The organism is Paenibacillus mucilaginosus 3016, assembly GCF_000250655.1.
Classification (GTDB): Bacteria; Bacillota; Bacilli; order Paenibacillales; family NBRC-103111; genus Paenibacillus_G; species Paenibacillus_G mucilaginosus.
The window spans coordinates 8,397,501-8,419,831 of the sequence record NC_016935.1 but is presented as its reverse complement, the minus strand read 5'-3'; the positions used below and the strand labels follow the sequence as shown (position 1 = coordinate 8,419,831).

19 protein-coding genes, 1 other RNA gene and 1 pseudogene (1 of these 21 only partly in view) are annotated in these 22,331 nt (G+C 57.9%); 17 read left to right on the top strand and 4 right to left on the bottom strand.

Translation table 11 applies throughout. The features are described 5' to 3' along the window. Nucleotides 1–32: 32 nt before the first annotated feature. Nucleotides 33–2,096, bottom strand: coding sequence for a transglycosylase domain-containing protein (locus PM3016_RS35265; protein ID WP_013921293.1), 2,064 nt, complete (start codon nt 2,094–2,096; stop codon nt 33–35). A 303-nt stretch (nt 2,097–2,399) separates the two neighbouring features. Between PM3016_RS35265 and speE the strand changes: the two genes are divergently transcribed. The 3 genes from speE to PM3016_RS35250 all read left to right on the top strand — a co-directional run bounded on the left by speE (nt 2,400) and on the right by PM3016_RS35250 (nt 5,054). After that, a complete protein-coding gene (gene speE / locus PM3016_RS35260) occupies nt 2,400–3,227 on the top strand; it encodes a polyamine aminopropyltransferase (RefSeq protein ID WP_014372612.1) in 828 nt (275 codons plus the stop codon). A 46-nt stretch (nt 3,228–3,273) separates the two neighbouring features. After that, nucleotides 3,274–4,143, top strand: a complete 870-nt coding sequence (gene speB / locus PM3016_RS35255) for an agmatinase (protein WP_013921291.1) — start codon at nt 3,274–3,276, stop codon at nt 4,141–4,143. Between the two features lie 245 nt (nt 4,144–4,388). Continuing rightward, on the top strand, nt 4,389–5,054 hold the full coding sequence (locus tag PM3016_RS35250) for a DUF2238 domain-containing protein (protein ID WP_014372611.1): 666 nt from the start codon (nt 4,389–4,391) through the stop codon (nt 5,052–5,054). Here PM3016_RS35250 and PM3016_RS35245 read toward each other — a convergent pair. Continuing rightward, nucleotides 5,035–5,916 (bottom strand): metallophosphoesterase, encoded by an 882-nt coding sequence (locus PM3016_RS35245; RefSeq protein WP_013921289.1) that lies wholly within the window; start codon nt 5,914–5,916, stop codon nt 5,035–5,037. The two genes, PM3016_RS35250 and PM3016_RS35245, sit on opposite strands and share 20 nt — an antisense overlap. A gap of 186 nt (nt 5,917–6,102) precedes the next feature. After that, a complete protein-coding gene (locus PM3016_RS35240; RefSeq protein WP_014372610.1) occupies nt 6,103–6,933 on the bottom strand; it encodes an AraC family transcriptional regulator in 831 nt (276 codons plus the stop codon). A gap of 332 nt (nt 6,934–7,265) precedes the next feature. Here PM3016_RS35240 and PM3016_RS35235 point away from each other — a divergent pair, with 332 nt between their 5' ends. After that, nucleotides 7,266–7,802: a YwiB family protein gene (locus PM3016_RS35235; protein ID WP_014372609.1), complete on the top strand. Its 537-nt coding sequence runs from the start codon at nt 7,266–7,268 to the stop codon at nt 7,800–7,802. On the opposite strand, the gene PM3016_RS35230 is transcribed toward PM3016_RS35235, so the two are convergent. Beyond that, nucleotides 7,744–8,916, bottom strand: coding sequence for a S8 family peptidase (locus tag PM3016_RS35230; protein WP_014372608.1), 1,173 nt, complete (start codon nt 8,914–8,916; stop codon nt 7,744–7,746). The two genes, PM3016_RS35235 and PM3016_RS35230, sit on opposite strands and share 59 nt — an antisense overlap. A 539-nt stretch (nt 8,917–9,455) precedes the next feature. On the opposite strand from PM3016_RS35230, the gene rpoE reads away from it, so the two are divergent. From rpoE to PM3016_RS35165, 13 genes and pseudogenes are all read left to right on the top strand, one after another. Then, nucleotides 9,456–10,031 carry a DNA-directed RNA polymerase subunit delta gene (gene rpoE / locus PM3016_RS35220; protein WP_013921283.1) on the top strand — a complete coding sequence of 192 codons (576 nt, stop codon included), beginning with the start codon at nt 9,456–9,458 and terminating at the stop codon, nt 10,029–10,031. 427 nt (nt 10,032–10,458) lie between these two features. Continuing rightward, on the top strand, nt 10,459–12,060 hold the full coding sequence (locus PM3016_RS35215) for a CTP synthase (RefSeq protein ID WP_013921282.1): 1,602 nt from the start codon (nt 10,459–10,461) through the stop codon (nt 12,058–12,060). Between the two features lie 255 nt (nt 12,061–12,315). Next, nucleotides 12,316–12,708 carry a response regulator gene (locus PM3016_RS35210; RefSeq protein ID WP_013921280.1) on the top strand — a complete coding sequence of 131 codons (393 nt, stop codon included), beginning with the start codon at nt 12,316–12,318 and terminating at the stop codon, nt 12,706–12,708. Between the two features lie 233 nt (nt 12,709–12,941). Next, complete coding sequence (fba, locus tag PM3016_RS35205; RefSeq protein WP_013921279.1) at nt 12,942–13,796, top strand: class II fructose-1,6-bisphosphate aldolase; 855 nt, start codon at nt 12,942–12,944, stop codon at nt 13,794–13,796. 144 nt (nt 13,797–13,940) lie between these two features. Then, nucleotides 13,941–15,193 (top strand): annotated as a pseudogene (locus PM3016_RS35200) (UDP-N-acetylglucosamine 1-carboxyvinyltransferase). Between the two features lie 87 nt (nt 15,194–15,280). After that, nucleotides 15,281–16,585: a transcription termination factor Rho gene (rho, locus tag PM3016_RS35195; protein ID WP_013921277.1), complete on the top strand. Its 1,305-nt coding sequence runs from the start codon at nt 15,281–15,283 to the stop codon at nt 16,583–16,585. 13 nt (nt 16,586–16,598) lie between these two features. Further along, a complete protein-coding gene (locus tag PM3016_RS35190; RefSeq protein ID WP_013921276.1) occupies nt 16,599–17,885 on the top strand; it encodes a radical SAM family protein in 1,287 nt (428 codons plus the stop codon). 70 nt (nt 17,886–17,955) lie between these two features. Further along, nucleotides 17,956–18,153, top strand: a complete 198-nt coding sequence (gene rpmE, locus PM3016_RS35185) for a 50S ribosomal protein L31 (protein ID WP_014372606.1) — start codon at nt 17,956–17,958, stop codon at nt 18,151–18,153. Between the two features lie 86 nt (nt 18,154–18,239). Next, a complete protein-coding gene (locus PM3016_RS35180; protein WP_014372605.1) occupies nt 18,240–18,629 on the top strand; it encodes a hypothetical protein in 390 nt (129 codons plus the stop codon). 47 nt (nt 18,630–18,676) lie between these two features. Beyond that, nucleotides 18,677–18,940: signal recognition particle sRNA large type (gene ffs, locus PM3016_RS36950), an RNA gene on the top strand. Nucleotides 18,941–19,148: 208 nt separating this feature from the next. Continuing rightward, on the top strand, nt 19,149–20,210 hold the full coding sequence (locus tag PM3016_RS35175; RefSeq protein ID WP_013921273.1) for an ATP-binding protein: 1,062 nt from the start codon (nt 19,149–19,151) through the stop codon (nt 20,208–20,210). Nucleotides 20,211–20,311: 101 nt separating this feature from the next. After that, on the top strand, nt 20,312–22,060 hold the full coding sequence (gene dnaX, locus PM3016_RS35170; protein WP_013921272.1) for a DNA polymerase III subunit gamma/tau: 1,749 nt from the start codon (nt 20,312–20,314) through the stop codon (nt 22,058–22,060). A 25-nt stretch (nt 22,061–22,085) separates the two neighbouring features. Next, nucleotides 22,086–22,331 carry the 5' portion of a YbaB/EbfC family nucleoid-associated protein gene (locus PM3016_RS35165; RefSeq protein ID WP_013921271.1) on the top strand. Its footprint extends 66 nt past the window's final position, so 246 of the gene's 312 nt are visible here — the first part of the coding sequence; the start codon lies at nt 22,086–22,088; its stop codon lies off the right edge, out of view.

The window sequence follows — 22,331 nt, the reverse complement described above, 5'->3', positions numbered from 1 at the left end:
TACCCGCCGCATCCGGCACATCGCCGTGGGCCTTATGAACCCCACCACCGCTTGAGATCCTGCCACCACGTGCCGTTCTCCTTGCGGGCATCCGGCTTCGCGGCATCGCTCTTCGCCGGCTGCTCCGTGCAGTACTCCGTCGGCTCCGTCCCCTGGATGAAGGCCTCCAGCCGCGGGTTCGGGCAGCTCTCGTTCGCCAGCTTCCCGGTCTTCGGGTCGATGTAGACGCTGCTCACGCCTTCCGGAATGGTGAACAGCTTGGGCGGCACCGCCTCGAGCGTCCGCTCCGTGAACTCCGCGAAGATCGGAGCCGCAAGGTGCGATTCGATCGTGCCGATGGTCTTGTCCTTATCGTAGCCGACCCATACGGCCGTCGACAGCTCCGGCGTGTAGCCGACGAGCCACGCATCCGAGTTGGTCGTGCCGGTCTTGCCGGCCACCGGCCGCTTCAGCACGCTGGAGACGCGGCTGCCGGTGCCGCCCTGGTCGAACACGCTCTCCATCAGATGGGTGAGCACGTAGGTGTAGGCCGGCTCGATTACCGTCTCCTGCTGCGGCTGCGCTTCGTAGAGCACCCGGCCCCGGCGGTCCTCGATCCGCAGGATTGACGTCGGCTCCGTGCGGACGCCCTGGTTCGCCAGGATGCTGAACGCGGACGCCATCTCGAACGGCGACACCGGGAACGTGCCGAGCGCAAGCGACGGCATCGGCTTCATAGGGCTTGTGATGCCCATCCGGCGGGCCATCTCGATTACCCGGTCGGGTCCGGCTTCCAGCACGGTATGCACAGCGAAGATATTGTCGCTTTTGGCCAGCGCCGTCCGCAGGTCGATCCAATCGAAGAACTTGTTATCGAAGTTGCTCGGCGTGTACGTCTTGCCGTCCTCGTAGGTGAAGGTCGTCGGCTCGCTCTTGAACCGGGTGACCGCCGTGAAGCCTTTCTCCTTCAGGGCCGTCAGGTAGACGATCGGCTTGAAGGACGAGCCCGGCTGGCGTGTGGCGCTCAGTGCCCGGTTGTACTGGCTCTTGGCGTAATCCCTGCCGCCGACCATCGCCTTGACATAGCCGTTCCGCGGATCGATGGACACGAGCGCCGTCTGCAGCTCCGGATAGCTCTTGAGCTGCTCCGCCACAACCTCTTCGGCCACCTTCTGCGCCTTGAGATCGAGGGTCGTGTAGATGCGCAGGCCGCTTTCCTCGAACTCCTTCTCCTCGAGACCCAGCAGTTCGGTAGCCGTCCCCCGCACATAGTCGCGGAAGTAAGGGGCCGTCACCGCCTTTTTGCTCTCGAGCGGGAGGATGTTCAGCTTCTCTCTTCCGGCCTCTTCGGCCTGCCGCCGCGTGATGTATCCCGCCTCGACCATCGTCTGCAGCACCGTCTTCTGGCGCTCCAGCGATTTATCCATATCATAGTAGGGCGAATAGTAGCGGGGCCCCTTCGGCACGCCTGCGAGCAGGGCGCTCTCGGCCAAGTTCAGGTCCGACGCCGGTTTACCGAAGAACAGATGCGCAGCCGCCCCGATTCCGTAGGTGGCATGGCCGTAATAAATTTGGTTGAGGTACTGCTCCAGAATTTGATCCTTGCTCATCTGAAGCTCCATTTGGACGGCGTAATACGTTTCCTTGGCTTTGCGGGTCCAGGTCCGTTCGTGGGTGAGATACAGATTCCGCGCGAGCTGCTGGGTAATCGTACCGGCGCCCTGCACCTTGCTCATATGCTGGAGATTAACCCAGGCCGCCCGGGCGATGCCCTTCGGGTCGAACCCGTAGTGCTCATAGAACTTGCGGTCCTCGATGGCCAGCGTGGCCTGGATAAGGCTCGGTGCGATCTCCTGCAGGGTCACGGCCTGCTTGTTCTTCGTGCTGCCGTAGGCTTCGATGAGCTCGCCGTGGATATCGTACATTTCGGAAGCGGCCGCGAGCTTGGAGACGGGGAGGGACTGGGAGCGCATGAAGAGCAGGCCGACCACCGCTGCGGCGGCGCCGAGCATCAGGCAGGTGAAGACGAATGACATCCAGCTCCGCCAGCCGCGGGCTTTGCGGTACACGGGTTCATTTTCCGCCGGCGTCTGTTCCTTATAACGTGTGCTCCTCATGGCCTGTGATCCCTCCGTTTCCATTGCATCCTCTGCGGTGAACGCCTCATTAGCAATAAGTTCCATTCACCAGTATGGAAAAAGAAAGGGGCACCTATTCACCCTTGTGTTAACGCAGTGTAAAATTTTTGTGCGGCCCTGTGCATCTCTGCCGTTCGGCTTGCAATTTCAGGGAGAAATACTATAATACAATGTGACATGCAAGAGGACAGGCTGAAAGCACGCGAAACCCCGGTGTAACTTACTTTCCGGCAAGGGTCCGGCCCAGGTCGAAGGCTCTATACGAAAGGTGGAATACTCAAAATGGAATTGTGGTATACGGAGAAGCAGACGGATAACTTCGGCATTACGGCCAAGATCACCGAGACGCACGTAACGGAGAAGACGGATTTTCAGGATCTGGCGATGATCGAAACCGCCGAGTGGGGCACGATGCTCGTACTCGACGGCATGGTCATGACGACGGTGAAGGACGAATTCGTTTATCATGAAATGGTGGCGCACCCTGCGCTCTATACGCACCCGAATCCGAAGCACGTGCTCGTTGTGGGCGGCGGCGACGGCGGCGTGATCCGTGAAGTGCTGAAGCACCCGGAAGTGGAGAAGGCGGTACTGGTGGAGATCGACGGCAAGGTTATCGAATACTCCAAGAAGTATCTTCCGACCATCGCCGGCGAGCTCGACAACCCGCGCGTGGAAGTTATCGTCAACGACGGCTATATGCACATCCACGACCACAAGAATACGTACGACGTCATTATGGTCGATTCCACCGAGCCGGTCGGCCCGGCCGTGAATTTGTTCACCCAGGGATTCTATAAAGGCATCTACGATGCGCTGAAAGAAGATGGGATCTTCGTCGCCCAGACGGACAACCCTTGGTTCAAGGCGGAGCTGATCCAGACCGTGAACCGTGACGTGAAGGAGATCTTCCCGATCGTGCGCATATACTGCGCGAACATTCCTACGTACCCGAGCGGCCTGTGGACCTTCACCCTCGGCAGCAAGAAGTACGATCCGCTGCAGGTGGACGAGACGGCAATTCCGGAGATCGACACGAAGTACTACACGCCGCGCCTGCACAAGGCCGCCTTCGCTCTGCCGAAGTTCGTGGAAGATCTGACGAAGTAAGCCTCACGCACCCGAATCCGCTTATAGCGAAGGAGAACCTGATTTCATGAGACTCGACCAAAAATATTCCGGCAATGTGTTCATCCTGAGCTCGGACGACTATGCGGCCTCCCGCGCGGTCATCTACGGCATGCCGATGGACTACACGGTATCGTTCCGTCCCGGCTCCCGCTTCGGCCCTACGCGCGTGCGCGAAGTGTCGATCGGCCTGGAAGAATACAGCCCTTATCTCGATAAAAGCCTGGAAGACATCACTTACTTCGATGCCGGCGATCTGCTGCTGCCATTCGGCAACGCGGGGCGTTCGCTCGAGATCATCGGGGAGTATGTGAAGGGCCTGCTGGACGACAACAAATTCCCGTTCGGCCTCGGCGGGGAGCACCTGGTCTCCTGGCCGGTCATTCAGCAGATGTACGCGAAGTATCCGGACCTGGCGATCATTCACTTTGACGCCCACGCGGATCTGCGCGAATCGTACGAGGGCGAGCCGCTCTCGCACTCGACGCCGCTGCGCAAGGCCGCCGGCCTCATGGGCGGCAAGAACATTTATCAGTTCGGAATCCGTTCCGGCTCCCGTGAAGAATTCACGTATGCGCGCGAGAACATCAACTTCCATCCGTTCGAAGTGCTCGAGCCGCTGAAGAAGCGTCTGCCGGAACTCGCGGGCCGTCCGGTCTATCTCACGATCGACATCGACGTCCTCGACCCGTCCTGCGCACCGGGCACCGGTACCGCCGAGCCGGGAGGCATCACCTCGAAGGAGCTCCTGGATGCCATCCATGCGATGGCGGCCAGCGACGTCAACTTCGTGGGCGCCGACATCGTCGAAGTGGCGCCGCATTACGACCACTCGGAGCAGACGCAGATCGTCGCATCCAAGGTGATGCGCGAGATTCTGCTCGGCCTCGTGAAATAAACCGGCCTGCAGGCGAATGCACCCATTCGCCTCGGCTGTTTGCAGCAGCAAAAGGCTTCCCGCCTATCAAGCGGGAAGCCTTTTGCTGCTGTTCTATAGTCAGCCGGCTCCGGGAAGAAGCTCTGTACTCCGGGGCTTGTGCCAGTACTGGACACCCTTATGCACCCAGTACTAGAAAAAGTTAGTACTTCTGCTCGCGTCGGCGGACTCATACAATGGACCTCAAAAGAGAAGGGGGTCCTGCCATGCGTATGACAAAGGGAAGGGACAGCATCATCGATTCGGAATATGAGGGAGCCTCGCCGCCGTTCGTCCTGCGGCTCGCCGGGGCTTACACGGCGTTCTGGCTGTGGATGGCCTATGCTCCGCACCACCGGTCCGACTGGCTGCTCGAAAACCTGCTTGTGTTTGCCTGCCTCGGCCTGCTGGCCGGAACGTACCGGAAGCTTCCGCTGACCGCTGCCTCCTATGTCCAGCTGGCCTTGTTCCTGTCGCTGCACGCGTACGGGGCCGGTATCTCCTACGGCGCCACGCCGCTGGACCCGTGGCTGCAGGTTGTCTTCGGCGGCGGGCGCCTGCCGTATGACCGGCTGGTGCATCTCTCCTACGGGCTGCTGCTCGCGTGTCCGGCGGCGGAGGTGCTTGTCCGCACGATGGGGCTCCGGCCGGCTGCGGCCCGTGTGTGGGCCGTCGTGCTTATCCTCGCGACCGGCGCGTTCTACGAGCTCATCGAGATGTGGGTGGCCGCCGCGGTGGCGCCTGAGCTCGGGACGCTCTTCATCGGGTCGCAGGGCGACCCGTGGGACACCCAGCGCGATATGGAGCTGGAGCTGTATGGGTCTGGGGCGGCGGTCCTGGTATCCGCCTGCCTTACGCGCTTCCCGCGCAGGCCTAGGCTTTCCGCAGGGTAAAGACCGATAGCTCCGGCCGGCAGAGGAAGCGCACCTGGTGCTGCGAGACGCCGATGCCGCGGTTGACGTACAGCTGCAGCTTGCCTTCGCCGAGCTCGTAGCGCCCGATGACATACTTTTGAGCGAATTTTGGCGTGACGACGTGCCCGTAGAGCGGCAGGCGCACCTGTCCGCCGTGGCTGTGGCCGGAGAGCTGAAGGTCGACCGGGAACTTCAGCGCTTCGTCCGCGAAGTCCGGGCAGTGCGAGAGCAGCAGGGTGAACTCCTCGGAGGCCGCACCGTTCATGGCCTTCTCGAGGTTCGGCTTGCCGTGCCACTGGTCTTCGACGCCGGCGATCCACATCGCCCCTCCGCCGCGTTCGACCCGGACGCCGGCATTGCGCAGCGTCTTGAAGCCTGCGCTGTTCAGCACCTTCTCGACGGCATTCGGCCCGTTGAAGTAATCGTGGTTGCCGAGCACCGCGTACCGGCCCACCGAGGCCTGGATGAGCGAGAGGGCCTTCACATAGGCGCCGCCGGCTTGACCGACGGCGTAATCGACGAGGTCGCCGGTGAAGCAGACGATCTCGGGATTCAGCCCGTTGATCGTCTGGGCGAGCTGCTCGAGGGCCGGCGCATCATAGTGAAAGCCGAGATGCACGTCGCTGAACTGGACCAGGCGCAGGCCGTCCAGCCCCTTCGGCAGCCTGGCGCTGGTCAGGGTGACCTCATTGATGTCGAGCCACTTGGGCTCGGCAAACCGGGCATAGCTGTAGGCCGCCGGGGCCGCGACCAGGGCGCCGGCTGTGGTCAGCGCAGCCTTTTTCAGGAAGGAGCGGCGCGTCAGTTTTTTGGATGGCTGAGGGGGTGTGTTCGGGTCCATGCTGCAGGTCCTCCGTTATGTATGATTTCCATGATTGATGGATAGGGGAATCGGTTTCGAATCGGTTCGTTGGCGTGTATATCAATCTACTGTTGTGACGACTTGTTTCTATGAAAAGTTCCCTGCCGCTTTCATAGGCGGATACGCCGGAAGCCCCGCTCTGTCTGCAGGGGCTGTCTCGAAATCTTATCTCGGGCTGTGGATTTTGCGGAAGCGGCTGGGCGTGATGCCTTCCTGCCCTTTGAACAGCTTGATGAAGTAGCTGCTGTCCTCGTATCCGACCCGGGCGGCTACGGTACGCACCTCAAGGGAAGGCTCCTGCAGGAGCAGCTCCTTGGCTTTGCGGAGACGGTACAGGGTCAGGTATGCGAAAGGGCGCATCCCGAGCGTCTGCTGGAACAGCAGGCAGGTGTGCTGGGGCGTGACGCCAAGCTGCCCGGCCATATCCTGCAGGGAGACAGGCTCCGGATAATGCTCGGCAATATAATGAAACACCGGTGCGAGCTGTTCGTAATGCTGCTCTTTCGAACGCACTTCGGAAGGGGAGGCGTACAGATACAGGTCCAGGATGAACTGGTATGCGAGGGCGGAGCTCTCCAGCGCCGCGCGGGGGTCCTTCGAATCCATGAGGAGCAGGATGGCATGCATGCGGCTTAGCAGCAGCTCCGGGTTCGTCAAAAACAAACCCTGTGACGCATCCAGCCGGCTGGCTCCCAGCATTTCCTTGACATAGGCGCCGTCAAAGCTGACCCAGCGCACCGTCCACGGCTCTTTGACCGGCGCATAGCGGTGCTTCTCGTGGGGATAGAGCAGCATCCCTTGGCCGGGCCCGACGTTATGCGTGCGTCCGCCCGCCTCGAACCAGCCGGCTCCCTGTACGGTCTGAATCCACTGAAAGTGGGGAAAGCCGTCTTCGCGTTCCATCGGTTCCTGGTGGTTCCACCCGCCCGCACCGGCAACATAGACCGGCAGCGCGCGGTCGGTTTCGGTGACGACGCGGAATACGTTGCAGTCCATGGCTGCGGCTCCTTGGGGTATGGGAATAGAGGCTGCCGTTCTTCCGGCAGCGTTATGTACATCTTAACAAGAAACCGGCCGGAAAGGAACTCGGGCACGGCGTCCGCCTCCCGCCAAGTTTTTCATGGCCGGGCTGACATGCCGGATCCGGCGGATCCGATCCGCCGGCGGAGGGCTTGTTCGCATTTAGGCCGGACTTCCGCTAGAATGGGTTTTCGATACAATGAGGCTTTCGGTACAATAAAGTTTTCGATACAATGAGGCCAAAAGGAGCCGCTTCAGTCTTTTCGTTGGGGCTGTCATACCTTATGGAAACGGAGAGGATGGAAGGAATGAAGGAAGCATCAGAGGGCCTTACGGGCCGATGCCGCGTCCGGATTACGCTTCAGGGAAGCACGGGAAGCGGCTCGGTGGACCGCACGATGGAGGGGGAGCTGTTTCCGAAGGGAGGCTCGGTGTATCTCCGCTACCAGGAGCCGCCCGAATCGGAGATGGGCGATACGACGACAACCGTGAAGGCGGCGCAGTCGGAGCTGCGGATCATCCGGCACGGCCAGACGCCGTTCGAGCAGACCTTCGCCCCTGGGCTGCGCCATTACGGCTACCTGCAGACACCGCAGGGCCGGATGGAACTCGAGACGTTCACCGAGAGCCTGGAGGTGCTGTCGGCGGGCGCCGAAGCGGAGCCCGGACTTCCGCTGCTCACGGTCCGCTGGACCTACCGGGCTGGCGGTCATGGGCGAGCCTGCCGGCGACTTCCGGCTCGTGCTGAGGGCCGAGCGCCTTATCGAGTAGAGGCGCTTGAAGCCGTTACCGCTTCGCCGATTTGGATACGGCGGCGACGGCCCGAAGCGCATGCAGCTCCTTGATGCCGCCGATCTTCTTGCCGGAGCTGACGATGAAGCGGGCGTGCCGTTTGAGCAGCGCCTTGACGCGCAGCGGCTTAAGCCCGGGCCGCTTGGCGAGCATCAGCGCCACCACGCCGGAGACATGCGATGTGGCCATGGAGGTGCCGCTGAGCTCGTTGTATTTGCCCCGCAGCCACGTCGAGTAGATCTTCTCGCCGGGCGCGTAGATGTCGATGCCTTTGCCGGCGTTGCTGAACGAGGCGATGCGGCCGCGGCGCGTGGTCGCCCCTACGGCGATCACCTGGCGGAAGCGGGCGGGGTAATCGATCTCCGCCTGCTTGCCTTCGTTGCCGGAGGAGGCCACGATGATGAGTCCGGCGCGGTGTGCGGTGAGCACGGCGGCCTCGAGTGCCTTGCTGTACGTTTTCATGCCGAAGCTCATGTTAATGATGTCGATGCCGTTCGAGACGCACCATTCGATGCCGGCGATGATATCGGATACAAAAGCGCCGCCCTGATGATCGAACGCCTTGACGGGGTGGATCAGAGCCTGCGGGGCCACGCCGATAATCCCCTTCTGCCGAGCATAAGCGGCAATGGTGCCGGCGATATGTGTCCCATGTCCGTTGTCGTCATAGGGAAGAAGCTGGCGGTTCAGCACGTTGAACCCGCGGGAGAGGCAGTGGCGCAGGTCGGGGTGCGCATAATCGACGCCGGTGTCGATGACGCCGATGCGGATCTGGTCGCCTTTGGACTTCGTCCAGGCTTGGGGTGCGCGGATGTGCCGGATACCCCAGGGGATCACGGCTCCCTCGAGAGACCGGCCTTTGCCGGAGGAGGCGCCGCCTGCGCCGACGTGCAGCTTCACCCGGCTGTCGGTTTCGACCGAAGAGATGAATGGAGCGGAAGCCAGTTTGCCTTCCGGCAGGACCGGACAGGAGATGGCCCGGATCAGCCGCAGCGGCTGGATTCGGCCGAGCATGGGCTGCGTCCTGCGCTGGCGGGAGATGTGCCGTGCGAGCAGGCCGAAATCCCGGTCGCTGCCGATCCGGATGATCTGCCTGCGGCCATCGTCGGCCGGAAGCTGCATGGCTTCCTGCAGCCAGGCTGCGAACGTCGAAGGATTCACAATCATCCCCCCTCTCCTGATAAGCAATACAGTTCCGATTGACGGTGCATTGCTCTATGGTATGTCAGGGAGGACATCGGGGTATGAGCCATGGCCTTATTGAAAATAATTGGGTGATAGGCCGTGTCAAAGAGCGGATACCCACATACGATATCAGGAGAGGAGTGCCCCTGCATTCTTCCGTTACTTCAAGGGGCAAGCACGCGCCAAGGGAGGCGCGCCGCTTGCGGATACAGTCGGGTACGAAGGATCAGTTTGCGGCCGGACTCAGGTCTTTTGAACCGGGGCCTGCGGCGGCAGCGTGATCCTTCGTTTCTTTTTGGGGATATCCGAACGTAGACCTCACTTGAAAGCCGTGTCCTTAGACAGACGGCATGGGCGTTCATCAGGGGAACGGCGCGGAGGGGGGACTCGGAATTCCGTGTCCGGGAGGGGGCGCGGGCAGTTGCATTTTTACCGAAAATAGGGTTTACTTAAACTCAAGATGGCGGATGCTGGATATCATCTGCAGTTACATACAATCATTTGGGAGGATGTGCCCTGAAATGAGCGCTCAATACACACTCAAGATCGGTGCCGAGCAAGCCAAGGAAATGCCGATGGTGGACCTCGCCTTCGAACTACTGAAAGCGGCGAACACGCCGTTCTATTACCGGGATCTCATGAATGAAATCGCCAAAATCAAAGGGCTGTCCGATGAGCAGGTCATGAATGTCATCGCGCAGCTCTATACGGAAATCAATATCGACGGCCGTTTCGCCTGTGTAGGCACGAACCTGTGGGGGCTGAAGCGCTGGTATCCGGTGGAGAAGTCCGAGGATGCCATGGGCACGGGCAAGCGTCCGCGCATCATCAACGACGAGGACGACGATCTCGACGACGAGGATCTGTTCGCGGAGGAAGAGGATACGTTCGCGGAAGAGGAGGACTACGATTCCTTCGACGCGCCGCGTGACGACTTCGAAGCGGAAGAGGAAGCCGAGGAAGAGACCGAATTCTTCGAAGATGAAGAGGTTGAGGAAGAAGAGATCGAGGACGCCGACCTCGAAGAAGAGGAAGGCGATCTTGAAGAGGAAGAGGCGGATGACGACCTTGCCGAAGATGACGACGACGACAAGTAAAACGGTCTGATCCGCGTTCCGGCCGGCCGGGGGAGGGGCATGTGAAGCCGCCATCCCGGGCCGCTGTCGGAACAGAACCGGCGGTCCGAGGATTCTCCTTGACAGGGAGCCGGAGGCCGATGTAAACTATTTTTTGGGCTTTAGAAGATACGTTACGGACCAGCCGGTCCTTACAATAAAAGTGCCCCGTCCGCAGGCGGGGCGCTTTTTCTTGTTTAGAACCAAATCTTGGGACGAGCTCTGTCCGGTACGCACTTCGGACAGAAGTTTTTTATTTGGAGCAGTGGAAGGAATCCCCCCGGGGTAAGATAAGCCTATAGCTTTAGGCGGCCTGTTCTTTTTCTTCCGTAAGACGCCTTTATTTTTTTGTTGGATCGGTCGGGAATCAGTAGAGCATCACTTTGACAAACTTGGGAGGTATTACATAATGACAAAGTATATTTTTGTGACCGGCGGCGTGGTTTCCTCGCTGGGCAAAGGGATTACCGCTGCGTCGCTCGGACGCCTGCTGAAGAACCGCGGCCTGAAGGTGACCATTCAGAAGTTCGACCCGTACATCAACGTGGACCCGGGAACCATGAGCCCGTACCAGCACGGTGAAGTGTTCGTGACCGATGACGGCGCGGAGACGGACCTCGACCTCGGGCACTACGAGCGTTTCATCGATATCAACCTGTCGAAGAACAGCAACGTAACGACCGGTAAGATCTACTCCTCCGTAATCGCCAAAGAGCGCCGCGGCGAATACCTCGGCGGTACGGTGCAGGTCATCCCGCACATCACCAACGAGATCAAGGAGCGGGTGTTCCGCGCGGGCCGCGAAGCGCATTCCGATGTGGTCATTACCGAGATCGGCGGCACCGTCGGGGATATCGAGAGCCTGCCGTTCCTCGAAGCGATCCGCCAGATCAAGAGCGACATCGGCCGCGAGAACGTGATGTATATTCACTGTACGCTGATTCCTTACCTCAAGGCTGCGGGCGAAGCCAAGACGAAGCCGACGCAGCACAGCGTGAAGGAACTGCGCAGCCTGGGGATCCAGCCGCATGTTGTCGTCTGCCGTACGGAGCAGCCGCTGGCCGAAGACATGAAGCGCAAGCTGGCGCTGTTCTGTGATATCGACGCGGGTGCGGTCATCGAATGCCGCGACGCCGAGACGCTGTACGAAGTGCCGATGATGCTCCGTGAGCAGGGGCTCGACGAGATCGTCGTCAACCACCTGAAGCTCAAAGCCGGCGAGCCGGACATGGTGGAGTGGGAAGCGCTGGTACAGCGTGTGAAGAACCTGAAGGACACGACGGAGATTGCGATTGTCGGTAAGTATGTCGCACTGCATGACGCCTACCTGTCGATCGTGGAATCGCTCGGCCATGCGGGCATCGACTGCAATACCGAGGTCAAGATCCGCTGGGTCAACGCAGAAGAAGTGTTCGACCACAATGTCGCCGAGCTTCTCTCCGGCGTTCAGGGCATTCTCGTACCGGGCGGCTTCGGGGACCGGGGGATCGAGGGCAAGGTATCGGCGATCCGTTATGCCCGTGAGAACCGCATTCCGTTCTTCGGCATCTGCCTGGGGATGCAGGTAGCGGTGGTGGAATACGCGCGTTCGGTTGTCGGTCTGCAGGGGGCTAACTCCTCCGAGATCAACCCGACCACGGCATATCCGGTCATTGACCTGCTTCCGGAACAGAAGGATATCGAGGATCTGGGCGGTACGATGCGTCTGGGACTCTACCCTTGCAAGCTTAAGGAAGGCTCCCTGGCTATGCGCTGCTACGATGACGAGCTGGTATACGAGCGCCACCGCCACCGGTATGAGTTCAACAACGAGTACCGCGACATGATTGAATCCGCAGGCCTGCAGATTTCCGGGACGAGCCCGGACGGCAGACTCGTGGAGATTGTCGAGTGCCCGGACCATCCTTGGTTCCTCGCGGTGCAGTTCCATCCGGAATTCACCTCGCGTCCGAACCGTCCGCAGCCGCTCTTCAAGCATTTCGTACAGGCGGCTTACAGCATCAGCCGTTAATCATCATAGCCGGATCCGAGCAGGCAAGCTGCGAGGTTCCGGCTTTTTTCTTCTTTGAGAAGGCCGCGGGCGCCGCCGCCGGGGACAGGAACTCAGAGCGTGGGTTTTGGAGCAAACCCTTCTACAAATGTCAAAAGTTTCAACTTTTTTTGCCGAAGCCGGCAGGAATCATTGTCTGTATATCGAATATGTTTAAAAGCCGGCACCTGAGGACGGACATTCCAACCTACGGGAGAAGGAACGGGAGGAAACTTAATGAAGAAGAAGCTGCTTATCGTGGACGATCAGAATGGGATCCGTATCTTGCTGATGGAAGTGTTCAGCAGTGAAGGGTATGAAACATATCAGGCATCCAACGGCAAGCTTGCGCTCGAGATCGTGCGTAACGTATCGCCGGATCTGGTTCTTCTGGATATGAAGATTCCCGGGATGGACGGCCTGGACATCCTCAAGCATATCAAAAGTATCGATTCCTCGATCAAAGTGATCATGATGACGGCCTACGGCGAGCTCGATATGATCAAAGAAGCGACCGATCTCGGGGCCATTATGCATTTCACGAAGCCGTTCGACATTGACGAACTTCGTCAGGCGGTGAACGGCCAGCTGCGTTCTCCTAATAATAGTTCCTATGCTGTGGGATCCTGAAAAGGGTCTCTTTTTTGTGTGTTCACTTCCATGAACCGCCTGCATATGCCATTTTGTGCAGGATTAGCCGTTTTGAGGCCGGGGCGGAGCTTCCGATCGGCGGTAAAAACCGGGATCCGAGACTTTTCATGTTTAACCTTTGTAAATGATTATGGTATAATGTCTCAGTATGACAGTAGAGCGGTCAATTACACTCTGCACGGTCCATTTAACCCTAGGAGGAGAGAAATACCATGCCACTCGTTTCAATGAACGAATTTTTCCCTAAGGCAAGAGAGAAGAAATTCGCCGTAGGCCAGTTCAACATGAACAACCTGGAGTTCGCTCAGGCTATCACCGATGCTGCTCAAGAGCTCAACTCCCCGTTCATCTTTGGTGTATCCGAAGGCGCTCTGAAATACATGGGCATCGAATACACGGTTGCCATCGCAGAAGCTGCGGCAAAGAAGTCCGGTCTGCCAATCGCACTGCACCTCGACCACGGCAGCTCGTTTGAAGTGGCAATGAAGTGTATCCGTGCAGGCTTCAGCTCCGTTATGTTCGACGGTTCCCACTATTCCTTCGAAGAGAACATCCGCCTGACGAAAGAAGTCGTTAAAGCGGCTCACGCGATGGGCGTTTCCGTAGAAGGCGAGCTGGGCACAATCGGCGGCGTAGAGGATGACATCTCCGTGGATGAGGCTGACGCAAGTTTGGCCAAGCCTGAAGAGGCAATCCGTTTCTACGAAGAAACCGGCGTAGACTGTCTGGCTATTGCAGTAGGTACGGCACACGGCATGTATGCCGGCGAGCCTAACATCCGTTACGACATCATCGAGAAGGTATCTTCCCAGATTCCGGTGCCTATCGTCCTTCACGGCGGTTCCGGCGTACCGGACGAGATGATCCGTCAATCGATCGCAGCAGGCGTTGGCAAGATCAACGTTAACACCGAGAACCAGGTAGCTTGCACGCAGGCAATCCGCGATGTGCTCGGCAAAGATGCGAAAGTGTACGACCCTCGCAAATACCTCACTCCTGCCCGCAAAGCCATGGTTGAAGTGGTTAAATCCAAAATCGAACTGTTCGGCAGCGCCAACCAAGCTTAATTCTTTATGCATAGAGGAAAATACACCGGTAAGCCGGTGTATTTTCCCTTCTCTTCTTCATGCGGAACTCTAGCACACATCTCAGATTCAAGATTTCATAGTTTGGTCATGCGTATAGCATCGAAGTGGGAGGAAAACAATCGAATGGAGAAATTGATGATCGCCGGCGGACGTCCGCTGCGGGGAACGGTTCAGATCAGCGGAGCCAAGAACAGCGCTATTGCGCTTATTCCGGCTGCCATCTTGTCGGAAAGTGCGGTGACGCTCGATAATCTGCCGGTGTTGAGCGACGTGGCCATCTACACGGAGCTGCTCGGAGAGCTGGGCGCAGGTGTCCGGTGGGACCGGGATCAAATGGTGATCGACTCAAGCCGCCTGGTATCGAAACCGATGCCAAACGGCAACGTAAAGAAACTAAGAGCATCGTATTATTTGATGGGGGCGCTCCTCGGCCGGTTCGGCGAAGCGACTATCGGCATGCCGGGAGGCTGTAATTTTGAGCCCCGTCCGATCGATCAGCACATCAAGGGGTTTGAGGCACTGGGGGCTAAGGTAACGACTGAGAACGGCGCTTTGCATATCAGCGCGAAAGAACTGCGTGGAGCCAAGATTTATCTGGATGTCGTCAGCGTAGGCGCGACGATCAATATCATGCTGGCGGCCTCAAGGGCCAAAGGTGTCACAATCATCGAAAATGCGGCGAAAGAGCCTGAAATTATAGATGTAGCAACCCTTCTTAATTCCATGGGCGCCAAGATCAAGGGTGCCGGCACCGAAACGATCCGTATCGAAGGGGTAGACGGCATGAACGGCTGCCGCCACTCCATTATCCCCGACCGAATTCAGGCGGGTTCATATATGATTATGGCTGCGGCTACCCGCGGCGATGTGGTTGTCGACAATGTAATCCCGAAGCATTTGGAAGCGGTCACGGCCAAGCTTCAGGAGATGGGGGTCCATATCTATGAGATGGACGAGTCCATCCGGGTTGTCGGACAGCCTGAGTATGAGAGTGTCGATGTCAAAGCATTGGTGTACCCGGGGTTTGCTACCGACCTCCAGTCGCCGATGAGCTCGCTGCTGACACAGACCCGCGGTGTCAGTATCATGACGGACTATGTATACAGCAACCGCTTCAAGCATATTCCCGAGCTGAACCGGATGGGGGCCAAAGTGAAGGTGGAAGGCCGATCCGCCATTATCGAAGGGGGCCCCTCAGCGCGGCCAAAGTCAAGGCGACGGATCTGCGTGCCGGCGCGGCGCTGGTCATTGCAGGCCTTACCGTGGCGGAAGGGGTGACGGAGATCACCGGTGTGGAATATATCGACCGGGGGTACGACCACCTTGTGGCCAATCTATCAAGTTTAGGTGCGGAAGTTTGGCGGCAGAACGACTGAGTCCGTATAGGCGATACGGTTTTTGGGTAATGCTAGAGTGTATATTTCGCGCAGCTTGAAAATTTAATAGTTTGGTGGTTGGATACTATGGATATGCACTTGGCGCAACTCGAAGCGCTTAAGCTTACCGAGCTGTACAAGCTGGCCAAGAAGCACCAGATTCCGTATTACGGTCAGCTCAAGAAGAAGGAACTTATATTTGCAATTTTACGGGCGCAGGCGGAGCAGAGCGGTCTCATGTTCATGCAAGGCGTGCTTGATATTCTCCAGGAAGGCTTCGGCTTCCTCCGCCCGATCAACTACCTCCCCAGCGCAGAAGACATTTACATTTCCGCTTCTCAGATCCGCAGATTCGATCTCAGATCCGGCGATATCGTATCGGGGAAGTGCCGGCCCCCCAAGGAAAACGAACGTTACTTCGGTTTGCTGCACGTAGAGGCCGTCAACGGCGAGAATCCCGAAACGGCTGCGGAGCGTCTGCACTTCGCGGCTTTGACTCCCCTTTACCCGCAAAAGAAACTGGTTTTGGAAACTCCCTCTCCTTCCAAACTTTCCACTCGTCTGATGGACTTGCTTGCTCCTGTCGGTTTTGGACAGCGTGGGCTCATCGTAGCTCCTCCCAAAGCAGGGAAGACGCTGCTCCTGAAAGAAATCGCCAACAGCATTTCGACCAATCATCCCGACGTCGAGCTTTTCGTCCTGCTGATCGACGAGCGGCCGGAAGAAGTAACGGATATGCAGCGCTCCGTCAAGGGCGAGGTGATTGCATCCACCTTCGATGAGCTTCCGGAGAATCATATCAAGGTGGCGGAATTGGTGCTGGAGAGAGCACAGCGTCTTGTGGAGCACAAGAAAGACGTAGTGATTCTGCTCGACAGCATTACACGTTTGGCCCGTGCCTACAATCTGGTCGTCCCTCCGACAGGGCGCACCTTGTCCGGCGGTATCGATCCGGGGGCATTCCATCGCCCGAAGCGCTTCTTCGGCGCGGCCCGGAATATCGAAGAAGGCGGCAGCTTGACCATTCTGGCTACCGCGCTTGTCGAAACCGGTTCGCGGATGGACGAGGTCATCTATGAGGAATTCAAGGGAACAGGGAATCACGAGATCCATCTCGACCGCAAGCTGGCCGAGCGCCGGATCTTCCCTGCGATCGACATCCGCCGTTCGGGCACCCGGCGTGAGGAGATGCTCCTTACGAAGGAAGAGCTCGACAAGGTATGGGCGATCCGCAAAAATATGAACGAATCACACGATTATGTGGAAGCTTTCCTGAAGAAGCTCGGGGATACGAAGACGAATCAGGAATTCCTGGATACGCTGGATACCGGCAGCAGCGCGCCCCAATCGGGCGGCGGCTCTTCCCGTCGGGTGAAGCATTCCGTTTCCTAGGAGGAACATCACGATGAACTTGGTTTATGCCGACTTGAACGGTAATGTGTACGACCATCCCGATTATACGGCGGTAGGCCGAAGCGGGGAAGAGATCATGGAGCTGTTCGAAGAGGAGCTTATTCCTCTGCCGGAAGGCGCTACGCTGGTGTCGCTGCCGGATACGCGGCCCATTGGTATCGATTCCGCTACGGGCGAGATGAAGGTGCTTCCGGGGGAGTATACGGCCGTTGGAGCTCTGCTGCCCCAGAGTTTTACCCGTCTGATGCTGCCGGGCTACGCCAAAGCGGACAAGACCAAAGTGCTGCCGCTCTTCGGTTACACTGCTGTAGTCTGGAAGGACGGCGGATTCTATGTGGCTGCGGAAGCCTGTGACGATCCCGAGCGCTGGAACCCGAAGAACTGCGACCCGGACGAGCTGGAAGTGCAGGTGAAGCGGATCCTCGGAGAATACAGCGAGAACCGGCTGTACCAGCATCTGTCCAACTGCGCCCTCGGGTATGAATGCCTGACGGCCTCCAATACGTTCCTCGGCCGGTGGGAAGGGGCCGTACCGGTCTCGTTCTCCTGTAATGCGGGCTGTTTCGGATGCATCTCGGAACAGCCCGACGACAGCGGGTTCCCCGCTCCCCAGACCCGGATGAACTTCAAGCCGACGGTGGATGAAGTCGTTCAGGTCATGCTCGAGCATCTGAAGACCCCGCAGAGCATCATCTCCTTCGGGCAGGGATGCGAAGGGGAGCCTTCAACCCAGGCGAAGACTATCATTGAAGCGATGCGTGAAGTTCGCAGCCGGACGGATATGGGCTACATCAATATCAACACGAACGCCGGGTTGACGGATCATATCCGCGGTATCGTCGACGCAGGATTGGACCTGATGAGAGTCAGCACGATCAGTGCGCTGGACGATCATTACAATGCCTATTACAAGCCAAGAGGCTATACGCTGAAGAATGTGGAGAAATCCCTGCGGTATGCGGCGGACAAGGGCGTGGTGACTTCGATCAACTATCTGATCTTCCCGGGTGTAACCGACCGCGAAGAAGAGATGGAAGCCATGATCGAATTCGTCCGCCGGACCGACTTGAAGCTGATCCAGCTGCGCAATCTTAACATCGACCCGGAGAGCTACCTGTCTCTGATTCCCCCGGCCCGCGGCGAACGGTACGGGATGAAGCAAATGCTTCAAATCTTCCGGGAAGAGCTCCCTGGCGTGGTGCTCGGCTCCTATACGCATATTCCGGACGAGCTGGCGAAGATTCGCAAGAAGGACTTGCAGCAGGGATCCCAGGCGTGATATAATCGGGGCACTGCGTTTTATAACTCTGATCCACATGGTGGTTCAGGGCAAAAGAGGTGAAAGGTCAATGAAACAAGGAATCCATCCGAACTACCACCAGACGACAGTTACTTGCGCTTGCGGTAACGTGTTTGAGACAGGCTCCCTGAAGCAAAATCTGCGTGTTGAGATTTGCTCCAACTGCCACCCGTTCTTCACTGGGAAGCAGAAATTCCTGGATGCTGGCGGTCGCGTCGATAAATTCAAAAAGAAATACGGCATCTAATTGTTTCTATATGCCGGAAGAGCATAAGTGCACCTCCTGTGGCTATCCTAAGAGTAATCTTACGGAACGCAGGAGGTGTTTTTCTTATGTCTCGAGCAGTCATTCTTGTCAGCTTGATGGCGGCTATGCTGGTGATGCCTACAGCAGCTTGCCAAAGACAGGATACAGTGCAGGTGAAGCAGCATTCAAGGGATGGGCTGCTGGGAATCACAGATACGAACCCCAACAATCCGATGAGCCGGACGTACCGGCACTATCCCGACGACCTTCGCGTGATGAGAGAGGCGATTGTCAGGCGCTTTCCGCAGGTGCAGGATACCCGGATTTCTTTGAACGGCACCATGGCCCGGGTTCGGTTGTTCGTTCCGGCCGAGATGACGGCGGAGGAGAGGGACAGGCTCCGGCAGGAAGCTGCGGGAGTGCTTGCCTATGAAGCGCCGCGATATGAAGCTGAGGTTGATGTGACTACCAAGTAATTCCCCGAGGTTGCTATTTGGTTCTGAATCGACTATACTTAGTCTTACCGTGCTAGACGGGGAGGTAGCGGTGCCCTGTAACCCGCAATCCGCTGTAGCGGGGTCGAACGCCTATTCGCGGTATTGTGATGTAAGGGTTGGGTTTTAAAGTTGGTGTTGAGAGTCGGGTCCTCCGCAATGGAAGCTCGTGAACCCGGTCAGGTCCGGAAGGAAGCAGCCGTAAGCGAGATGTTCCATGTGCCGGAGGGCAGCCCGACTTGAGCTGACGATAAAAATTCCACTTGGATCACAATATCAAGGTAGGTGCACGGTTCTACTTTTACATAATTAGATAAGCGTAATCAGACAACACCAGTCCGAAGCCGGTAGATCAGGCAGAGCACTGGTGTTTTTGCAGATTCAGAAGGAAAATGAAAAAATTGGGAGAATGTGTAGGGGAGCTGTAGCAGCTTGCCGGACCAGCGGTATGGCGGGGCCATGCGGCTGTGCGGACAGAGAGACACGGGGGGAGGAACAGCGTTGCGGCATGAACTCAGCTTGCTCCAACGATTTGCGGATACATTCCTGAAGGATGTCAATTTGGGTGTTTTGCTTATCAATCCTTCGTTTGAAATCATGGATATCAGCGACATGGCCTGCCGTGTATTGGGTGTGATGCGGGATAGCGTGGTCGGTCAGCCGATGGACCGGATTTTTACCGATCTTCCCGCGGAACATCAGCTTGTGGACCGCAGGATTCTCGACGGGATCGTGGTCCGCAACCACGCGATGTCCTGGACTAACAACCGGGAGCGCTATGAACTGCTGGTGGACTCCAATGTCCTGCGGGACGACATGGACCGTGTGGTAGGAGCTTATATTATTTTCAAGGATGTCACGAATCTCCGCTCTCTGGAGGAGCAGGTGCAGCGCAGTGACCGGCTGGCCATGATCGGACAGATTGCCGCGGGTACGGCACATGAGATCCGGAATCCGCTTACCTCCATCAAAGGCTTTCTCCAAGTGCTGCGACGAACCTTCCAGGACCAGGGGATGAACCGGGAAAGCGGCTATACCGACGTCATGCTGAAGGAGATCGACCGGATCAATCAGCTGGTGAACGAGTTTCTGCTGCTCAGCAAACCGAAGAACGTTACCTTCGAAGAGGTCGAAGTGCCGAAGGTGCTTCGGGAGATTCTCCCGATTATCAATAACGAGGCGATCCTGCACCGGGTCGTTGTTCAATACGAAGCAATGTATGGGCTTCCAAAAGTCGTGGCGGACCGGGAGCTCCTCAAGCAGGTCTTTTTGAATATATGCAAAAATGGAATCGAGGCGATGGGGGAAGGGGGATATTTGACGATAACGGAGAAAGTCGACCGGGAAGAGCGCAAAGTGCTGATCGAGATTCACGATACGGGTCCTGGAATTCCGTCCTTTGTGATCGATCGAATATTTGATCCATTCTTCACTACGAAGTCGGAAGGCACCGGCTTGGGCCTGTCGGTATGTCAGCGGATCATCCATGACATCGGCGGGCACATTCGTGTGTCATCGAAGGGCTTTGGCACCACGTTTACGGTGAGCATTCCGTTTCCCTAACCTTCGTTTTTTCGTTCATGAGGCGTTCAAAAGGGGCCGCTTCAAACCTCTACGCAAGTGTAGTATAATATAAGGATAACCAACAGTTGGAGAGGGCCAGAATGGCACATATTGCTTTATACCGCACATGGAGGCCGCAGTCCTTTCGGGATATGGTCGGCCAGAAGCATATTGTCCAGACGCTGCAGAACGCGCTTCGGGAGGGACGCTTCAGCCATGCCTATCTGTTCAGCGGACCCCGGGGAACGGGGAAGACGAGCGCGGCCAAAATTTTGGCCAAAGCGGTCAACTGTCTGAACGGACCGGCGGTGGAGCCCTGCAACGAGTGCGAGGCTTGCATCCGGATTACCGAGGGCGCGGTGATGGACGTAGTCGAGATCGACGCGGCATCCAACCGCGGCGTGGAAGAGATCCGCGACATCCGCGACAAGGTCAAATATGCACCGACCGAAGTACGCCAGAAGGTGTATATTATCGACGAAGTGCACATGCTGACGACAGAGGCGTTCAATGCGCTGCTGAAGACGCTGGAGGAGCCTCCGGCTCATGTCATGTTCATATTGGCGACAACCGAACCCCACAAGCTGCCGGCCACCATTATTTCCAGGTGCCAGCGGTTCGATTTCCGGAGGGTTGCGCTGGAGGAACAGGTCGAGCGTCTGCGTGAAGTGTGCACGGAAGAGGGCATCGAAAGTGAAGAGGATGCACTCGCTTTTATTGCGCGTCTGTCGGACGGAGGGATGCGAGACGCGCTGAGCCTCCTGGACCAGATCATTGCGTTCTCCGGTCAGCGGGTTACCTATGATGACGTGCTGTCCATCACGGGAGGCATGGCTTCCGACCAGTTTGAGAAGCTGGTCTCGGCCGTGCAGAACCGGGATGTGGGTGCGGCGCTCAAGCTGATCGAGTCCTTCATGCAGGAAGGCAAGAGTGCCGACAAGTGCATGGAGAGTCTGATCTATTACTTCCGGGACCTGCTGATGGTCAAGATGGTGCCGAATTCCCAGGCTGTGACCGAACGCATCCTCGATATCCGGCAGTTCAAGGAAGTGGCGGACCGGTTCAGCAGCGAAGCACTGATCTCCATGATCGATACGCTGAACTATTATCAAACCGAGATGAAGTACTCGGTTCAGCCGCAGACGCTGCTGGAAGTGGCGCTGATGAAGCTCTGCAGCCAGGCCGCCGGGACTCCCGCGGCAGGCTCCGCTTCCGCACCTGCGGCAGCCGGACGGCCGGATGCCCAAGTAAGCCAGCTGATGAACCGCATTCAGAAGCTTGAAGAGCAGCTGAACCAGCTGCTGAAGCAGGGTGTGGTGCCGGCGGCCGGCGGAGGTGGCACAGGCGGCGGGGGCGGCAGCAGCATGAGGCAGTCGGCTGCTCCTGTCGTAACCAAGCGGATCGAGAAGCTGGATGCATATCTGGCCGGCCGCGAAGATCCCGCTTTCCGTACCGCGCTGCAGCAGTGGAGTCAGGTGCTTGCCCGGGTGAAGGAGCTCAAGATCACCGTTCACGCCTGGTTGGTCGACGGCGAGCCCGTCTCGCTGCATGAGGAGAATCTGCTCGTTGCTTTCAAGAGCTCCATGCACCGCGAAACGACCGAGAAGCCGGCCAACAAGCAGTTGATCGAGCAGGCGCTGTCTGAAGTCTATGGGGAGCCCCGCCGTTTGGTAACGGTCATGATGAAGGATTGGAAGGCATCGGCGGATCAGGCCAAGCCGGCGGAAGCGGGCGAAGAGATGAAGCTGGTGCAGGAAGAAGAGCCGGGAGCCGGCGGGACGAAGGAAGAATGGATTACCGAGGCGATATCCATGTTCGGAGAAGATCTCGTGAAGATTAAAGAAGATTAATCGACTAGAGGAGTGTGTGGGTTACATGAACAACATGAACCAAATGATGAAGCAAGTAAAGAAGATGCAGGAGCAAATGCTGAAGGCCCAGGAAGACTTGGCCAACCGCACGTTTGAAGGCACAGCCGGCGGCGGTGTGGTTACCGTTACAGTGAACGGACACAAGAAGCTCACCGCCGTAACGATTAAGCCGGAAGCGGTGGATCCGGATGACGTCGAAATGCTGCAGGATCTGGTTCTGACGGCAGTTAACGACGCAATGACGAAAGCC